Genomic DNA, 17,663 nt, shown 5'->3' with positions numbered 1-17,663 from the left:
CATGACCCAGCCCGCACTCAATCGTCCGCTGTCCGTCGAGGAACTCGACCAGTTCGGTGCCGAACTCGACGCGCTGCGCGCGCGCACGCAGGCCGACCTGGGCGAGGTCGATGCGCGTTACATCCGCCGCGTCGTCAAGACCGTGCGCTACTTCGAAGTGATCGGTCGCGCGCTGCTGTTCTTCGGTCTGTTTCCGCCGGCCTGGGTGCTCGGCACGCTGCTGCTCGGCCTGTCGAAGATCATCGAGAACATGGAGCTGGGCCACAACGTCATGCACGGCCAGTACGACTGGATGGGCGACCCGCACCTCAACGGCAAGACCTACGAGTGGGACATCGTCGGCACCAGCGACAACTGGCGCAAGACGCACAACTTCAAGCATCACACGTACACGAATGTGCGCGGCATGGACGACGACATCGGCTACGGACTGCTGCGCATCTTCCCGGAACAGAAGTGGCGGCCGTTCTACCTGACCCAGCCCCTGATCGCGCCGATCTTCGCGCTGCTGTTCGAGTGGGGCGTCGCGATCCAGGACGTGCGCCTCGGCCGCTGGTTCGCCGGCAAGATGAGCGGTGCGCAGATGCGCAAGGAATTCGCGCCGGTCGGCCGCAAGATCGGCCGCCAGCTGATCAAGGATTACGTCGTGTTTCCGCTGCTCGCCGGGCCGTTCTTCCTGCCGGTGCTGCTCGGCAACATCGTCGCCAACCTGATGCGCAACGTGTGGACCTACACGATCATCTTCTGCGGTCATTTCACCGCGCACGCCGAGACCTTCCCGAAGAGCTGCGTGATCAACGAATCGCGCGGCCACTGGTACCTGCGCCAGCTGCGCGGCTCGTCGAACCTGAGCGGCGGCAAGCTGCTGCACTTCATGTCGGGCAACCTCAGCCACCAGATCGAACATCACATGTTCCCGGATCTGCCGGCGCGGCGTTACGTCGAGATGGCGCCGGTCGTGCGCGACATCTGCGCGCGCTACGGCCAGCGCTACAACACCGGCTCGCTGCTGTCGCAATCGGGTCAGGTGACCTGGCGCATCTTGCGTCATGCGCTGCCGAGCCGCGTGCGCAATCCGAACCTGCTGGTCGCCGAGACGCGCGAGCCCGCCGCCGCTTAAGCGAACGGCGGGTCGCGGCTATAGTGCTGCCTCAATACAGCACGGCGAGTTCGCGGTCATGAGCTACATCCTGTACTACAGCCCCGGCACGGCCAGCATGTGTGTGCACTGGATGCTGCTCGAGATGGGCCTGTCCTTCGAGGCGCGGCCTGTCGACTTCGATCGCAACGAACAGCGCGATCCGGAATACCTGCGTCTCAACCCGGCCGGACGCGTACCGACGCTGATCGTCGACGGCGTACCGCGCACGGAGTCCGCCGCGCTGCTGATGCTGCTGGCCGAACGTCATCCCGAAGCGGGCCTGGCGCCGGCGCCAGGATCGAAGGATCGCGCGGCCTGGCTGGAAGCCATGGTCTATCTGGCCAACACCCTGCTGCCGGCGATGCGCGACTGGTTCTACGCCGAGAAGGATGGCGATCCGCAGGGCGCCGCCGCGGTCAAGGCGCTCGCGCGCACGCGTATCGAAGGCGCCTACGCGAAGCTCGACGCCCAGCTCGCCGACGGCAGATCGCATCTCGTCGGCGGTCGGCTCAGTACGGTCGACCTGCTGGCGGTCATGCTGATGCGCTGGTCGCGCAACATGCCGAAGCCGGCGACGACCTGGCCGCATGCGGCGGCGTACATCCAGCGCCTGCGCGCGCTGCCGTCGTTCGTCGAGCTCTACCGTCGCGAAGGGCTGACCGAGTGGGCAAACGCGCCGCAGTAGGTGCCGGCTTGGCGCGTAAACTCATTGAACGACGCAGGCTGACGACATACCGTCTCCCCTGATCAAGGCGCCCATCCGACGGCGCCGTCCGGGTTCGGGGGAGCCTGTCCATGAAGATTCGTCGCGCGGCCTTGGCCGCAGTCGTCATTGCGTCCTTGCTGTCGGCCTGTTCGCATAGCGTCGATGTCGCCGGCGGCGGCACGCCGACGCCCACACCGTCAGCCACGCCGGAGCCGACCGCCAGCCCTGATCCAGCGCCCAGCGACGCCGAGCTGTTGCCGGCCGCGCTCGATGCCTCGCTGCGCGGCTGCGATGTGCTGGATGCCGCGAACTGCCTGTATCCGTTTCCCAACAATCACTTCACCGTTGCGGCGGCCGCCGGCAGCATCCAGTCGGAGGAGCGCGGCGGCACCGGCCGGCGCGTCAACCTGCAGCTGACGGCCACGCCGCGCAACGTCGCCGGCCTGCCGGTGAATCCGGCGGAATGGAATCGCAACGATGGCTTCTCGCCCGGCGCACTGCTGATGACCTATGTGCCGGATCTGTCGCTGACCGCGACCTTCGATCTGCCGGCCGAGCGGATCGGCATCGTCAATCCGGGATTGTCGCTGCAGCCCGGCGCACCGATTCTCGTGCTCGAAGTCCCGGAGTCGCCGCAGGCCACGCCGGTGCCGCATCTGGTGTTCAGCGAACTCGACGCGACCGCCGGCACGCTGCTGCAGAACCATGGCGAGTTCCAGGGCATCCCGCTGCCGGAGTTCGCGATCCCGAATCCGAATCCGCGCGCGGCCTTGCTGATCCGTCCGGCGAAGAACTTCGAAGAGGGCAAGCGCTACGTCGTCGTGCTGCGCAATCTGAAGGATGCCGACGGTCAGCGCCTGATGGCCCAGCCCGGTTTCCGGATGTGCCGCGACGGCCATGAGACGAGCCTGCCGCAGGTCGCGGCGCGTTGCAGCGAACTGGAAGCCGATGTGTTTCCGGTGCTCGAAGCTGCCGGCATTGAGCGCGGCAGCGTTTATCTGGCCTGGGACTTTACGGTCGCCAGCACGCAGAGCCAGATCGGCCGCCTGCGCCACATGCGTGACGAGGCGTTCAAGACGCTGGCGCAGAATCCGGACGCGGATTGCCTGAGCCATGACGATGCGGCGCCATGCGCCGCGCCGCAGTTCACGGTCGACAGCGTCACCGCCGATCCGCGCGAGGGCATCGTCAAGCGCATCGAAGGCACGATCACCGTGCCGAGCTACATGGTGATCGGCGATCCTTCACCGGCCGAGTATCCGCAGATCGCGCAGACGCTCAACGCCGCCTGCGACCAGCTGCCGGACGCCACCGGCGCGGCCTGCGATCTGCTCGAGACCGTCGGCGGCCTCGTCGCCAGCGGCAGCCTGCCGCCGAACCGTCTGTACTACGCGCCGACCGGCGGCACCGCGGACGCAAGCAATCTCGACGATCCGCTCGGCATCCGCTACGGCGACGGCCTGCCGGATCGCCTGCCGGGGCCGGCGCCGCTGGGCGGCACGATGACGACGCGCTACCTGTGCCAGATTCCGGCGCAGGCCACACCCGACAATCCGGCGCGCGCCGGCATCTACGGCCACGGTCTGCTCGACTCGCGCGCCGCGGTGAACTACGACGGCGTGCCGGACCTGTCGCGCGAGTTCAACTACCTGTTCTGTGCGGTCGACTTCTTCGGTTTCGCGACCGGCGATCTGCCGAACGTGCTGACCTCGCTGCTCGACCTCTCGCTGTTCCCGGTCGTGCCGGATGCGTCGCAGCAGGGCATGGTCAACTTCATGTTCCTGACGCGCCTGCTGCGTCATCCGCAGGGCTTCGCATCGCGGCCAGAGTTTCAGGGTGCCGACGGCCGGCCGCTGTACGACCGCAGCGAAGTCTTCTACGACGGCAACTCGCAGGGCGGCATTCTCGGTGGCGTGCTGATGGCCGCCGATCGCGATCTGCATCGCGGTGCGCTCGGCTCGCTGGGCATGAACTATTCGACGCTGCTCAATCGCAGCAAGGACTTCGACCAGTACGCGATCGTGCTGTATGCCGCCTACCAGGATTCGCTCGATCGCCAGCTGCTGTTCTCGATGATGCAGATGCTGTGGGATCGTTCCGAGAACGATGGCTACGCCGCGCACCTGAGCGACAACAGCGCCTTCGGCGGTGCGACGAAGACCGTCAAGCTCGACCCGCAGTTCGGCGACCAGCAGGTCACCGAATGGTCGGCGCAAGTCATGGCGCGGACGATCGGCATTCCCGCCGATTTCGCGATGAGCGATCGCGTCGCGACGAATCTCGGCAGCGGTCAGCGCCATCCGGACATCGAGCGCGGGCTCGGCCTGCCGGTCCTCGATTACGCGAACGACGTGCAGACCCGCGGCAGCGCGATGATCCTGTGGGACGACGAGCGCAGCGCGATTCCGCCGATTGCGAATCTGCCGCCTAGACCCGAGCCGCCGCTCGATCGCGATCCGCATGACGACTCGGCGAAGAAATTCTCAGGGCGCTGCCAGAAGGCGCATTTCCTGCGCAAGGATGGCCGCCTGATCGACGTGCTCGGCGTCGAGTTCGACGCACTGAGCTGCCCGCAGATTCCGCTGCCGGCGCCGACGACCGCGATGACGCGCTAGTCTGCGTCCTCGGCGCGCAGCGTCAGGCTGACCGCCTCGATCGCCGAGCCCTTGATGCGCAGCACGCGGGCGCGATGGTCGGCGACGTCGATCTCGTCGCCGACTTTGGCGACGTGGCCGAGGCGTTCCATCAGCAGGCCGGCGACCGTACTCAGCTCCTGCGATTCCGGCAGCTCCACGCCGAGTTCGCGCTCAAGCATGAACAGCGGCGTATCGCCGCGCACCAGCAGGCTGCCGTCCGGCATGCGCTCGGGCACGCGCTTGCTGCGCAGCTTGCGGCCCGGTTCATGCTCGTCGAGGATCTCGCCGAAGATGGCTTCGAGCACGTCTTCCATCGTCACGAAGCCGACCGGCTGCTTGTCCTCGTCCTCGACGATCGCCAGATGCGGCGCGCCGAGACGGAACTGGCGCAGCAGCGTGCTGATCGGGAAGTCCTCGGTGACGCGTTCCATTGGCAGCAGGTGACGGCGCAGGCGCGCGTCGTAATCCGGACCGTCGCCTTCGAGCGCGATGTCCTTGTAGTGCAGCACGCCGAGAATCTCGCCGGTGACGCTGTCGATGTACGGATAGCGGCTGTAGCGGTGCGTCTGCAGATGGCGGCGCACGGATTCGGCGTTCTCGCCGGTGCCGATGCCGATCAGCTCGCGGAAGTGATGCATGACATCGCTCGCATGCAGCTGCGGCAGCTCCAGCGTGTGCGCGAGCATGCGGTTCATCTCCGAAACCTGCGCGGTCTGCGGTTCGGCCGCCGAATGCGACATGTGCAGGATCACGCGCAGCTCTTCGAGCGTGTACGGCGTTTCGTGCGAGTGTCCGCCTTCGTTGCCGAGCCCGAACAGGCGCAGCACGCGGTTGGCGCTGTCGTTGAGCACCCAGATGAACGGATACATCAGCCAGTAGAAGACGAACAGCGGTGCGGCCGTCCACAGCGACATGGCCTCGGGCTTGCGCAGCGCGGCGGATTTTGGCGCGAGCTCGCCGAGCACGATGTGCAGATACGAGATGGTCGCGAACGCGACGATGAAGGCGATCCGGTGAATCGTTTCCGGGTCGTCGTCGACCCCCAGCGCTTTCAGCGGCCACTCGAGCAGATGCGCAAAGGCGGGCTCGCCGACCCAGCCGAGACCGAGCGACGCGAGCGTGATGCCGAGCTGGCAGGCCGACAGGTAGGCATCGAGGTTACGGTGGACCGTCGCCAGCAGGCGCCCGCGAACGCCGTGCAGGCGGCTCAGCTCGGCGACGCGCGTGTGCCGCAGCTTGACGATCGCGAACTCGGCGGCGACGAAGAAGCCGTTGAGCAGAACCAGAAAAAACGCAAACAGCAGAAACCAGGTGTCAGTCGAACTCATTCTTCAGGTTGTGGAATGGAGCCCGGAAAGCCCCGGCGCATAGGCTACACGAACGCTCGCTGCCGCCGCGCTCGGCGTCAGGGTCGATCGAGGATGTTCTGGCGGATGGCGGTCATCAGCGGATGCTGGGCGTCGGTCGTCGCGCGCTCGGGGAGGTAGTCCTGGGTGATCTCGAAGATGATGGTGCCGCCAAGACCTTCCTCGCGCAGATAGTCCGCCTTCGCGGCAATCGACGATGCGTTCTCGAAGCTGACGAAATGATCGTCGGCGCTGCCGGCGCGATCGCGGCTCAGCCAAGGCATCTGCGCATCTTCGTCGAACTGCTCGATGTAACCGTTACCAGGCGTGTAGTTGCGGATGACGTCGGCGACGTCGATGAACTGCCAATTGGCGTAGTCCGGCGCGCCGATGTCCTGGCCATTGGGGCGCGTGGCCGAATAATCCCAGCTCTGGCAGGGCTGGCTGACGCCGCCGGTCGAAGTGCCGCTGCCGCCTTTCCAGTCGACGCCGGCGAGCTGGATGCCGATGCCCAGGCGCGAGCGCGAGATGCCGGCGGCGGTGAAGGCCTGCACGGTGCTGGCGACTGTCGGCGGCGGGGTGCCGGTCGTGCTGAACACGCAGTCGCCCGCGCGCAGCGGCGAGTTGTGCCAGGTGACCCAGCCCTGGTAGGGGCCGCCCATCACATAGGTCTGCAGATTGATCTGGTCGATGTCCGCCGCGACCGGCGCCAGCAGCGCGGCCGTGTTCGCGTAGTTGTCGAAGTCAGACGCGGTGCCGGCCGGGTAGGTCAGCAGCAGGCGCGTTGCAGGCGACAGCGTGTCGAGCGCATCGCGCAGATCGCCGATGAAGCTGCGCAGCGCGGCAACGTCTTCCGGAAAACGCAGGGATTCCCAGTTGACGTCGACGCCGTCGTAGTCCTTGTCGGCGATGACGTCGGTGATGCTGTCGATCAGGCGCGCGCGGCCGGCGCTGCTGGCCAGTGCCTGCTGGAAGCCCAGCGGCGCGTCGACGCTGGTGTCGCCGCCGATGCCGAGCAGGACCTTGCTGCCGTTGCGCCGTGCCGCGGCGACCAGGGCGTCCGCCTGGTCAAGCAGCTCGAACGGATCGCTCAGGGTGCCGACCTCGCCCGCGGTGCTGCCGACCGTGCCGGTGCCGCTGGCATGCGTCGGGATCAGCGCGAAGTGGATGACATGCGTCATTGCCGCAAACGGGATCTGCGCGATCGGCATCCGCGCGGTGGCATAAGCGGGGTAGTAGCCGGTGGACCAGAGACCCGTGATGCCGTTGCCGACGGTCACGCTGGCTTCGGCATCGCCGCTGCCGCCGGGGCCGCTGCAACTCAGCGTGAAGCGCAGCACGCCGTCCGTGCTTGCGGTCAGGGTTTCGCTGCCGCTGGTGGCGCGCGCGCCGGTCCAGTCGCCGCCGGCGAGGCAGCTCTGCGCATTGCTGCTGTTCCAGCTCAGCGTCAGCGTCGCGCCGACGGCCAGGCTTGCCGGTGTCGCGCTCAAGCTGACCGCTGGAGGCAGGTTGAGCCCGGTGTCCGTACCGCCGCAGGCGGAGAGGCTGGCCGCGGCTGCAATGCCGCAGGCAAGTAACTTCACTCGAGGCCACAGCGCATTCGGGGATTTCAGCATTGTCGGGCTCATTTTCGAACTGATTGGGACCAGGACTGCCTGTCGTAAAAAATGCCTGATTAAACAAATCCTACCAAGACCTAAGTCGTAGATATTTCAGGATCGAAAACACCGATGATGACGCCCATGAAATCAGAGGAGAGATCGACTCGTCGCGAGCGATCGGGAGGCCGCTGTGATGGATGCCAGGACGTACGAATATCTTTCGAAGAGGCCGCCGCTTGAGTCGACGGAGCCGGTGCTGCGTTCCTTGACCACCGCGTTCTCGAACCATGTCTCCGATGCACAGCTGCGCTCTCTGGCGTATCTGGCCGGCCACCGGCTGGCGAAGCAGTATGCGATCAGCGACATCAAGACGATAGATCAGTTCGAGCAGCGCGCGAACGCACTGATGTCGGAGATGAACTGGGGTTGGGTGACGGTCGAGGCGAAGCCGGGTTCGATCGATTTCGTGCACGGCTGCACGCCGTTGAAGCGCTGGTTCGGCGAAATGGCGATGAGCTGGGCGCCGGGCCTGTTCGAAGGTGTTTTCTCCGGCTGGATGCGGCAGCTCGGCGCGAGCGAACTGCTCGATGTCCGCGAGGTGATCGCCGCGGATGCGGTCAACAGCGAAGTGCTGCGTTTCCGCTTCGCTCACGAATCGGCGTTCGCATGAGCGTGCAAGGCGACAACCATTGTTTGGGGATGCAGGGACGTTCAATGAGCCAGCGTGAGAGTCAGCCGAAAGTTGTATCGATTGCCGTTGCGGCCGCACGTCGCGGGATGACGCCAGCCGCCGCTCAGGCCGGGCGGCAGCCGCTGTTCTCGATCGACGAATACGCGCCACTGGAGAATGCCGCGGCCGGCGATGGCGCACTGGCGTGCACCTTCGAGCGGCTGCGCCAGCATGGGCAACTGGACGCGACCGGGCAGACGACACTGCATCTGGCTATTCCGGAGCGCCACGCCGTTCTGGCCGCGCACCCGGCACCGGCAGCCGGTTCGAGACCGTTACAGGCGCTGTTCCAGGCGCTGGAAACGCACAGGTCGTCGGCGCGCTAGCGCCACTTGTTCTGCGAATTCGAGCCGCGCTGCGCACGCCCCGCCGTGGCGTATACGCCCCAGCCGGCGATGCCGCTCAACAGCATCAGCAGCAGCGTCTCCAGATCGAGTGCACCGCCGCCACCGGATGCGCCCGGATCGGGATTCTCGTTGCCGCCACCACCGCCATCACCACCGCCGACAACCGGGGCGTAAAGCACGCCCACGCCGGCGATGTCGTCGGAGCTCAGGCTGGCGCCGCGGCCATCCGCATGCAGGGTCGGACGCATCAGCGCGTTGTCCGCCGAGCTGCCCGGCGTGCAGATTCCGAGCAGACCGTCGCCGCAGGAATGCGCGAGACCGAGCACGTGGCCAAGCTCGTGCGCCAGCAGTTCCGCCGCGTTGGCGTTGCGGCGGCCGCTGAACAGACAGGAAATCCCGTCCTGTACGACGATGTCGCCTTCGGTGATCACGCCGTAGCTCTGACCGTTGAATGTCCGCGTCCCGAGGCTGCGCCATTTGCCGTACGCACCCAGTCCGCCGAGCAGGCAGTCGAAGCTGCCGAGCAGTTCGTTGTTGGGATCGTTGAACAGCACTTCGTTGATGCCATCGGCAATGTCGAGACCGGAAGTCTTCGAACTGATGCCGCTGTAGACCAGTGCGATGTTGCTGCCCGGCGCGTTGTTCCAGGCGCTGATCGCATCCTGCAGATCCTCGATGCCGGTGTCGGTCTCGTTGGCGTAGATCGGCACGCTCTGGCCGGCCTGGAACTCGAACCAGCGCACCTGCGGGCTGGAGAGCTGGAACTTGCCGCCGGGGCCGACATCGTTGTCGGTCCAGTAGTTGCCGTGGTGGCGGTCGCCGCGGACCCGATCCCGCAACCACTCGACAAAGCCTTCGGTGCGGCGATGCCGGTGGAACTCGTGGGGCTCGGTGGAGGGTTCGATCGCGTCGGCCTGTTCGAGATCCTGGACCAGGACGGACTGATTGGTCACGTCGTTGCGCTCGCGGAACACGCCGAGCAGCAGCTGGCTCGGGCTGTAGCTGCGATCGTTGCGCTTGTCGAGGAACAGCAGCACCGGCTCGTTGTTGGCGAAGCGCGGCATGCCGGGGACGATCAGCGCGCCGCGGGCGCTCTGGTCGTAGGCGCCGGGCAGGCGGATATCGAGATCTCCGGCTTCGACGCTGCCCTTGAGCACTTCACGGGTCTGCAGGCGGTAGCTGGTTTCGTCGAGTTCGCGGCCAGCGGCACCGCGGGCATCGACGATGATGCCGCGGACGACGACATCGGCTTTGTCGAACAAGGCCTCGTCGGTCATCGGCACATAGCTCATCGCCAGGGCCGAGGTTGCCGGGATCAGCGCCAGTGCGCCAAGCGCATACCGCCAGCAATGGGTCAGAGCGGTGAACAGAGCGGCCGGGCGGTGGTCACGGGTCACAGGCAGTCTCGCGATATGAAGGACGGACGCAGCTTAGGCCCCGCAATGTGACCAACGAGTCAGCGGACTCCAAACGCCGGGAAATCGCCGCCGAACGGTTCAGTCTGGCAGAGACCGCAGCTTCCGGTTCAGACTTGCCCTGACGCGGCGCCGCGCCGCAATTGCCGTGCCCAGCAGCAGGCTCAACCAGCCCATGGCGCCGCCGCCACCGTCATCGTCGCTGGCCGCGCCGGCCGTCGCGGGCGTGTCGATCTTGCCGGCGACGCAGTCGGCGCGGATATCTTCGCTCTGGTGCGGCTTGCCGCCACGGTCGCGGAAATCGCGGCCGGCGCGGGAATACACGCTGTAACGCGAGCACCAGCTGGCGTCGTCGAGCAGGCGCGCGTCGGCATCGGCATAGCCGGTCTCGCCGGGCTGCTTGAGCCAGCGATCGAGCCAGGCCAGCGAGTAGTGGACGATCATCGGTTGCGCCCAGCCGCCGCTGCAGACGCCGGTCGAGATATCCGGGCACCAGGAGCTGGCCGGAAAACCAGGCAACAGGCTCCAGTCGAAATGGGTGCTGCCGGCAACGGTGAACTGATAGACCGGCACGCCGGCTGCGGCCCAGCCGCGATATGAATCCTTGTGGCCTTCCGGGTCGGGCGCCGTGACATGCGGCGGCGCGGCGACCAGGTATTCGCTGGTCTGGCCCATCGCCGGTACGCGCGGCGGCGTGTCCGGGCTGAACTGCAGCGAATCCCAGGCGACGATGACGTCGATCGGATTGTTGCCGCGCGCATCCGGAAACGCGAAGCGCTCGCCCGGATAACCCTGCACGGCGGAGATGCCGAAGGCGCCGGCCGAGTGACCGGTCACGCCGAGGCGGTCGGCATCGATGCGGTCGTAGAACGGATTGAACGCCGTGACCTCGGTCGGATAAGTGCCGGCGCAGATCAGGTTGTTCGGGTACGGCGCCACCGGCGTCGAGCGGAAGAAGTCGACGATGTGCGTGAAGCCGTCGCTGAACACCGCCGTGTTGAAGTTGCCGCCCTGCTGCAGCGTCGGCGTCTGCAGATCGGAGCGGCCCTGGCCGCGCGGATCGAAGGTCATTACGACGTAACCGGCGCGCACCAGCGGCTGCGCCATCCACCAGTACAGCGTCTCGCTGGCCTGGATCGAACCGTTCTGGATCACGACGCCGGGCAGACGGTCGCCCGGCTTCGCGCTGCGCGGCGTCCAGACGCGGCCGGAAATGCGCGCGCAGCCGTCGTCGTAAAACACCACCGGGATGACCTCGGCTTCCTGTTCGTAGAACACGCGGCCGTTGGCGCCGTTGGCATCCGCATAACGCGTCGGGTCGCCGGTCGCGACCGCGCCCCAGGTCGCTGCGACCGGTGTCACCGCGGTGTTGCCGGACAGCGGCGACAGCCAACTCGGGTCGTTGATCGCGCGCTGCAGCCAGTCGAGATGATTGGTATTGCCGCGCAGTGTCCAGGTCAGCAGATAGTCGGGCTGCGCGACGAGTTCGGCATCGGCTTCCAGCACGTGTGCGTAGTTGGCGGTTTCACGGGCGAGCCATTCCGGCGTGTTCGGTTCCGGCCCTTCCGGAATCGCCAGCGCGGTTTGGCACAGCAGCGCGGCGCAGGCGGCGAGGGCGAAACGCGGAACGGAAGGTTTCATGCGGAGTGTGATCCAGAGCGGCTTGAGGCCGGATTGTCGGGCCGCCAACTGTGTTGCGCAACGGCGCCTCGCCAGGCTTCAGCCGACGCCGAGAAACTGCGTCATGCCTTGCATCTCGTCGTCGAGCGCCGCGCGAAATGCGGCGCCTCTGGGTCTGCTCGTCACGTACCCGAAATCGGCCTGCAGCCGGCCGTTGCCCGCGACTGCGACGTTCGCCCAGCCAATGACGCGCTCCTCCCACAGCAGCGGCAATGCGTAGTAGCCGAAGCGACGCTGCGCCGGTGGCGTGTAGGCCTCGAACTTGTAGACCCAGCCCCACAGCCACTCGAAGCGGCGGCGGTCCCAGACGATGGGATCGAACGGGGCGAGCAGTCGCAGTCGCTCATCGACCGCGTGACGGGATGCCGCCGGATCTTCGTCGACCGGCCAGTACCAGTCGATGCCATCGAATCGGCGGCTGGCGAGCTGCCCACGCGCCGCGCGCATTGCCGCCTGCGCTTCGCTGGCCAGATGCGGCGCGCCGTAGGAGATCAGCAGGCGGGTCAGGTAAGTCAGGCTTGGCGCCGGCAGCGGCGCATATTTGCGGACGATCAACTCGATCAGCGCGGCCGCGCGGCGTGCGCGTTCAGCGGTGTCGAGCCGCAGTTGCGGGTGCTCAACGGCGGCATAGACGCGCGTGCCGCTGTCGCGCCGCGCGATTCGCAGCAGGCCGCGATAGTGCATGGCACTCAGCAGCTGCGTGCTCGCATTGCTCGAACCGCCCCAGTAGTTGGTGATGCGACCGTGCGCGAAGTGCTGTTCGATCTCGCGCGGATGCACGACGCCGTGTTCGCGGATGTAGGCGAGGATCGCTTCTGCCTTGCGTCTGGTGGCCGTCGTCCAGGCCTGGCGCGCTTTGCGCGGATGCATCAGCGCGAGATGTTCGCGCGGCAGGAAGCCATAGTTGACCAGGCAGTCTTCCTCGACGGCGAGCCGGCTGTAGCGCCGTTCCAGATCGCCGGCGCGGTAGTTTTTCACGCGATGGCGCAGCGTCAGATCCTGGGCGCGCGCCGGCGCGCGGATCGGATCGGCTTGCACGAAGCCGAGCTTGTCGATCGCGCGCTGCAGCGTCGTCGGCGCGAACAGCGTGCGCGCGATCGCGTAGCGACGCAGGTCGTCGAGGGTGATTTCAGGCATGAGGACGGAGCTTGTAGCGATGCGTCTAGAATGCCATCCCCCGAACCGATTACGGAGCCTGATCATGGATGTGCGTGCCGCCGTCGCCTTTGCTGCTGCCCAACCCCTCAGTATCGAAACTGTCCAGCTCGAAGGGCCGCGCGAGGGCGAGGTGCTGGTCGAGATCAAGGCGACCGGCCTGTGCCACACCGACAAGTACACGCTGTCGGGCGCCGATCCGGAAGGCCTGTTCCCGGCGATTCTCGGTCACGAGGGCGCGGGCGTCGTCGTCGACGTCGGCCCCGGCGTCAAGAGTCTGAAGAAGGGCGACCACGTCATTCCGCTCTACACGCCGGAATGCCGCGAGTGCGATTACTGCACGTCGCAGAAGACCAACCTGTGCCAGAAGATCCGCACGACGCAGGGTCGCGGCCTGATGCCGGACGGCAGCGCGCGTTTCTCCTATAAGGGCAAGCCGGTGCTGCACTACATGGGTTGCAGCACGTTTGCGAACTACACGGTGCTGCCGGAGATTGCGCTGGCCAAGGTGCGCGAGGACGCGCCGTTCGACAAGATTTGCTACATCGGCTGCGGCGTGACGACCGGCATCGGCGCCGTGCTGTTCACGGCGAAGGTTGAAGCCGGCACCAACTGCGTCGTGTTCGGTCTCGGCGGCATCGGTCTCAACGTGATCCAGGGCCTGAAGATGGTCGGTGCCGACATGATCGTCGGTGTCGATACCAATCCGGCGCGCGAGGCGATGGCGCGCAAGTTCGGCATGACGCACTTCGTCAACCCGGCGAAGATCGAGGGCGATCTGGTCGCGCATCTGGTCGAGCTGACCAAGGGCGGCGCCGACTACAGTTTTGAATGCATCGGCAACGTGCAGGTCATGCGCCAGGCGCTGGAGTGCTGCCACAAGGGTTGGGGCGTGTCGACGATCATCGGCGTTGCCCCTGCCGGTGCGGAGATTGCGACGCGACCGTTCCAGCTCGTCACCGGGCGGCGCTGGATCGGTTCGGCCTTCGGCGGCGCGCGCGGCCGCACCGACGTGCCGAAGATCGTCGACTGGTACATGGACGGCAAGATCAACATCGACGAGCTGATCACGCACAAGCTGAAGCTCGAGCAGATCAACGAGGGCTTCGACCTGATGACGCGCGGCGAATCGATCCGCTCCGTGGTGGTCTTCTGATGGAGAAGCGCTCGGAGCACGCCTGCTTCGGCGGCACGCAGGGCTACTACAGCCACGCATCGACCGAAACCGGCACGACGATGAATTTCGCCGTGTATCAGCCACCGCAGGCTCAGCACGGCGAGGTGCCGGCGCTGTACTTCCTCGCCGGCCTGACCTGCAGCGACGAGACCTTCATGATCAAGGCCGGCGCGCAGCGCGTAGCCGCCGAGCTGGGCCTGATGCTGGTGACTTGCGATACCAGCCCGCGCGGTCTCGGTTATCCGGGCGAGGCCGACAGCTGGGACTTCGGCGTCGGTGCCGGCTTCTATCTGGATGCGACGCAGGCGCCGTGGTCGACCGGCTACCGCATGGGTAGCTACGTGAACCGCGAACTGCCTGCGCTCATCGAAGCGAACTTTGCGGCGCGCAGCGATCGTCGCGGCATCTTCGGTCATTCGATGGGCGGCCATGGCGCGCTGGTCACCGCGCTGCGCGATCCGCAGCGCTGGCATTCACTGTCGGCTTTCGCGCCGATCTGCAATCCGAGCGCCGTGCCCTGGGGCCAGCGCGCGTTTTCGCGCTATCTCGGTGAAGACACTGTGAGCTGGGCCGAGTGGGATGCGAGCGTGCTCATGCAGCGCAAGGCCTATCCCGGGCCGGTGCTCGTTGATCAGGGCGAGGCGGACCAGTTCCTTGCCCGCGAGCTGGCACCGGATGCCTTGGTTGCTGCTGCCGAAGCCAGTGGCCAGGTGCTGCAGCTGCATCGGCATGCCGGCTACGACCACGGCTATTTCTTCATCCAGAGTTTTGTCGAGGATCACCTGCGCCATCACGCGGCGCAGTTGCTTTAGGAATCGTCTCATCCCCCAAGCCCGTTCGTGTCGAGCTGCCGTAGCCGGGGTGAAACCCGGGTTGCACCCGGGCTAGGTTTTCGGTCGTCGATCCTTCAACTGCGACCGATACCCCTTCGGCGTCGTGCCGAACCAGCGTCGGCATGAGCGGTTGAATGCACTCTGTTCGGCGTAGCCAAGCAGGCCGGTGATCTGGCTCAGGTAGAGCCCGGACTCGGCGAGGTAGCGCGTCGCCAGTTCACGGCGCTGCGCATCGAGGATGTCCTCGAAGTAGGCTTCTTCTTCAGCCAGCCGGCGCTGCAGCGTGCGGGTGTGCAGACACAGGTGCTCGGCCACCGCGCGGATGTGGCAGTGGCCGGTCGGCAGCAGGCGGTTGATCAGTTGCTGCACGCGGCTGGCGAGCGGTGCCGTCGCCGTCAGCGCCTGGTTCTCCAGATACTGCGTCGCCAGGCGCTTGGTGACCGGATCCGCACTGTCGATGCGCTGGCCGAGCACGTTCAGCGGTAGGTGCAGCGTGCATTCGGGCTGGCCGAACTGCACCGGGCAACCGAAGAACGCGGTGTAGACCTCGCGTGTCGCGATGCGCTGATGCGGGAACGTCACCAGCGCCGCGTTCGCCTGCGGTCCGCCGAGCAGCTTGAGGATGCGGTAGGCGGTGCCCAGGCTCATCTCGTTGACCTGGCTGACGATCGGCAGGTCCGGCTCGACGATGTCGTAGACGAAGCGCATCGCATCGACCGGCCCGTTGCGGTCGAGCGTGATCTTCAGGCCAGGACTGTGCAGATGGATGAAGCCGCCGACGGCGTCGAAAGCCTCGAGCACCGTTTCCGCATTGCGGATGATCACCGCGATCGGCCCGAGCGTCTCCAGGCCCTGCCGCTGTGCCACGCGCAAGCCGAAGTCCGGGCAGTGCAGGGTGCGTGCGCAGTTCTCGAACAGCTGGGCAACGCCGCGCAGCTGCACAAAGGCGTTCTCGCGGCGGGCGATGTCGAGCGGGATGTGCAGCGGTGTCAGCAGCGCAGCCGGATCCCCGCCAAGCTCATCGATCAGCTCGGGTACCGCCGAGATTGCGCTGGCCCTGACCAAGCTATGCAATGGGAACTCCGTCGAGCTGTCACCGAATGATAAAACAATGTCACGAAATGGCAATTCCGCGTTTCGGGCAAGGGCGTAGGCTGCTGCTTATACAAAAGCGGTTCAACAAAGCGGTTCGAGGAGAGCAACATGGCTGACCAGCAATTCGACGTTCTGATCATTGGCGCCGGCCTGTCCGGCATCGGCGCGGCCTGCCAGGTGGCGATGCAGTGCCCCGGCAAGACCTTTTCGATTCTCGAACGCCGCCAGCGCATGGGCGGGACCTGGGATCTGTTCCGCTATCCCGGCATCCGCTCGGATTCGGACATGTTCAGCTTCGGCTACCAGTTCCGTCCCTGGCATGCGCTCAAGGTGCTCGCCGACGGCCCGGCGATCCGCGACTACATCATGAAGACCGCCGGCGAGTACGGCGTCGACAAACACGTGCAGTACGGCAGGCACATCCAGGAAGCGTCCTGGTCTTCCGAAGAAGCGCGCTGGACGATCACCGCGACGACGGACGGCCGCACGGAGACCTTCCAGTGCAGCATCCTCATCATGTGCACCGGCTACTACAACTACGACGCCGGCTACGAACCCGAATTCCCCGGCATCTCGCAGTTCAAGGGCCAGGTCATCCATCCGCAGAAGTGGCCGGAAGAACTGGACTACAGCGGCAAGAAGGTCGTCGTCATCGGCAGCGGAGCGACGGCGGTGACGCTGGTGCCGGCGATGGCCGACAAGGTTGCGCACATCACGATGCTGCAGCGCTCGCCGTCGTATGTGTTCTCGGTGCCGGGCCTCGACAAGATTTCCAAGGTGCTGAACCACTTCCTGCCGGAGAAGTTCGTCTACAGCATGGCGCGCAGCCGCAACATCTTCATCCAGCGCTCGCTGTACAAGGCCTGCAAGCGCTGGCCGAACGCGATGCGCAAGTTCCTCCTCAACGGCGTGCGCAAGGCCGTGGGCCCGGACTTCGACATGTCGCACTTCACGCCGAAGTACATGCCCTGGGACGAACGCCTCTGCGCGGTGCCGGATGGTGATCTGTTTGCGGCGCTGAAGAGCGGCAAGGCTTCGGTCGTCACCGATCACATCGACACTTTCACCGAGACCGGCATCCGCCTGAAGTCCGGCAAGACCCTCGACGCCGACATCATCATCACCGCGACCGGCCTGCGCGTGCAGATCGGCGGCGGCATGCAGGTCAAGGTTGACGACAAGCCGCGCACCTTCGCCGATTCGATGATGTACAAGGGTGTCCTCGTGCAGGACATGCCGAACATGGCCTGGATCATCGGCTACACCAATGCACCCTGGACGCTGAAGGCCGAGATCGCGTCCAACTACATCTGCCGCCTGATCAACCTGATGGACAAGCGCGGCATGCAGGTCGTCACGCCGCGCGATCGCGCCAACCACAAGCTCGAAATCTCGATCCTCGATTCGCTGGGTTCCGGCTACGTCCAGCGCGCACGCGCCGAACTGCCGCGCCAGGGCTCGGCGCTGCCGTGGGCGGTGCTGCACAACTACGAGATCGACAAGCCGATGCTGATGGACGAACCGGTCGACGACGGTGTCCTCGAGTTCTCGCGCGCGCGGACCGGCAAGGTGCAGTCGATCAACCGCGAGTCGCGCCGCGCTGCCTGATCCTCACTGGGCGATTGAGCCTACCCCCGCGATAGCCCCCCGCATCGCGGGGGATTTTTTTTGCGCCGCGCCACTCGCGTACACTGGACGCCGTTGCGCCCGTAGCTCAGTTGGATAGAGCATCTGGCTTCGAACCAGAGGGCCGGGAGTTCGAGTCTCTCCGGGCGCACCATCATCCACGCGGCCACCTCGA

The 17,663-nt window shown here is 66.0% G+C and carries 14 protein-coding genes and 1 tRNA gene; 9 read left to right on the top strand and 6 right to left on the bottom strand.

Annotated features, from left to right (window positions below; translation table 11 throughout):
• The first annotated feature begins 1 nt into the window (after nt 1).
• The 3 genes from AC3WUF_RS08820 (at nt 2) to AC3WUF_RS08810 (ending at nt 4,462) form a co-directional block, all read left to right on the top strand.
• Nucleotides 2-1,120, top strand: coding sequence for a fatty acid desaturase family protein (locus AC3WUF_RS08820; RefSeq protein ID WP_492424574.1), 1,119 nt, complete (start codon nt 2-4; stop codon nt 1,118-1,120).
• Between the two features lie 58 nt (nt 1,121-1,178).
• The gene (locus tag AC3WUF_RS08815) at nt 1,179-1,826 is read left to right on the top strand and encodes a glutathione S-transferase family protein (protein WP_492424572.1); all 648 of its coding nucleotides are present in this window, start codon (nt 1,179-1,181) and stop codon (nt 1,824-1,826) included.
• Nucleotides 1,827-1,936: 110 nt separating this feature from the next.
• Nucleotides 1,937-4,462: a hypothetical protein gene (locus tag AC3WUF_RS08810; protein WP_492424570.1), complete on the top strand. Its 2,526-nt coding sequence runs from the start codon at nt 1,937-1,939 to the stop codon at nt 4,460-4,462.
• Here AC3WUF_RS08810 and AC3WUF_RS08805 read toward each other — a convergent pair.
• Together AC3WUF_RS08805 and AC3WUF_RS08800 are read right to left on the bottom strand one after the other, a co-directional pair.
• Entirely contained in the window at nt 4,459-5,811 is a 1,353-nt protein-coding gene (locus tag AC3WUF_RS08805; protein ID WP_492424568.1) for a hemolysin family protein, read from the bottom strand. The genes AC3WUF_RS08810 and AC3WUF_RS08805 overlap by 4 nt on opposite strands.
• A gap of 77 nt (nt 5,812-5,888) precedes the next feature.
• Nucleotides 5,889-7,445 (bottom strand): glycosyl hydrolase family 18 protein, encoded by a 1,557-nt coding sequence (locus AC3WUF_RS08800; protein ID WP_492424566.1) that lies wholly within the window; start codon nt 7,443-7,445, stop codon nt 5,889-5,891.
• A 178-nt stretch (nt 7,446-7,623) separates the two neighbouring features.
• Here AC3WUF_RS08800 and bcsD point away from each other — a divergent pair, with 178 nt between their 5' ends.
• A complete protein-coding gene (bcsD, locus tag AC3WUF_RS08795; RefSeq protein ID WP_492424564.1) occupies nt 7,624-8,100 on the top strand; it encodes a cellulose biosynthesis protein BcsD in 477 nt (158 codons plus the stop codon).
• Nucleotides 8,097-8,486 carry a hypothetical protein gene (locus tag AC3WUF_RS08790; protein WP_492424562.1) on the top strand — a complete coding sequence of 130 codons (390 nt, stop codon included), beginning with the start codon at nt 8,097-8,099 and terminating at the stop codon, nt 8,484-8,486. Before bcsD ends, AC3WUF_RS08790 begins: the two co-directional genes overlap by 4 nt.
• Here the strand turns inward: AC3WUF_RS08790 and AC3WUF_RS08785 are convergent.
• From AC3WUF_RS08785 to AC3WUF_RS08775, 3 genes are all read right to left on the bottom strand, one after another.
• Entirely contained in the window at nt 8,483-9,904 is a 1,422-nt protein-coding gene (locus AC3WUF_RS08785) for a matrixin family metalloprotease (RefSeq protein ID WP_492424560.1), read from the bottom strand. The two genes, AC3WUF_RS08790 and AC3WUF_RS08785, sit on opposite strands and share 4 nt — an antisense overlap.
• 99 nt (nt 9,905-10,003) lie before the next feature.
• Complete coding sequence (locus AC3WUF_RS08780; protein ID WP_492424558.1) at nt 10,004-11,563, bottom strand: alpha/beta hydrolase family protein; 1,560 nt, start codon at nt 11,561-11,563, stop codon at nt 10,004-10,006.
• 78 nt (nt 11,564-11,641) lie between these two features.
• Nucleotides 11,642-12,739, bottom strand: coding sequence for a DNA glycosylase AlkZ-like family protein (locus AC3WUF_RS08775; protein WP_492424556.1), 1,098 nt, complete (start codon nt 12,737-12,739; stop codon nt 11,642-11,644).
• A gap of 64 nt (nt 12,740-12,803) precedes the next feature.
• On the opposite strand from AC3WUF_RS08775, the gene AC3WUF_RS08770 reads away from it, so the two are divergent.
• A complete protein-coding gene (locus AC3WUF_RS08770) occupies nt 12,804-13,913 on the top strand; it encodes an S-(hydroxymethyl)glutathione dehydrogenase/class III alcohol dehydrogenase (RefSeq protein ID WP_492424554.1) in 1,110 nt (369 codons plus the stop codon).
• A complete protein-coding gene (gene fghA / locus AC3WUF_RS08765) occupies nt 13,913-14,746 on the top strand; it encodes an S-formylglutathione hydrolase (RefSeq protein ID WP_492424552.1) in 834 nt (277 codons plus the stop codon). The genes AC3WUF_RS08770 and fghA overlap by 1 nt, the downstream gene beginning before the upstream one ends.
• A 72-nt stretch (nt 14,747-14,818) precedes the next feature.
• Here fghA and AC3WUF_RS08760 read toward each other — a convergent pair whose 3' ends face one another.
• Entirely contained in the window at nt 14,819-15,841 is a 1,023-nt protein-coding gene (locus tag AC3WUF_RS08760; protein ID WP_492424550.1) for an AraC family transcriptional regulator, read from the bottom strand.
• Between the two features lie 129 nt (nt 15,842-15,970).
• On the opposite strand from AC3WUF_RS08760, the gene AC3WUF_RS08755 reads away from it, so the two are divergent.
• On the top strand, nt 15,971-17,470 hold the full coding sequence (locus AC3WUF_RS08755) for a flavin-containing monooxygenase (RefSeq protein ID WP_492424548.1): 1,500 nt from the start codon (nt 15,971-15,973) through the stop codon (nt 17,468-17,470).
• 95 nt (nt 17,471-17,565) lie between these two features.
• Nucleotides 17,566-17,642, top strand: a tRNA-Arg gene (locus AC3WUF_RS08750).
• Nucleotides 17,643-17,663 lie beyond the last annotated feature (21 nt).

The sequence above is a fragment of the Fontimonas sp. FW305-C-3 genome, from assembly GCF_058783185.1.
Note: the sequence above shows the minus strand (reverse complement) of the source record. Positions and strands in the feature narration are given on the sequence as shown.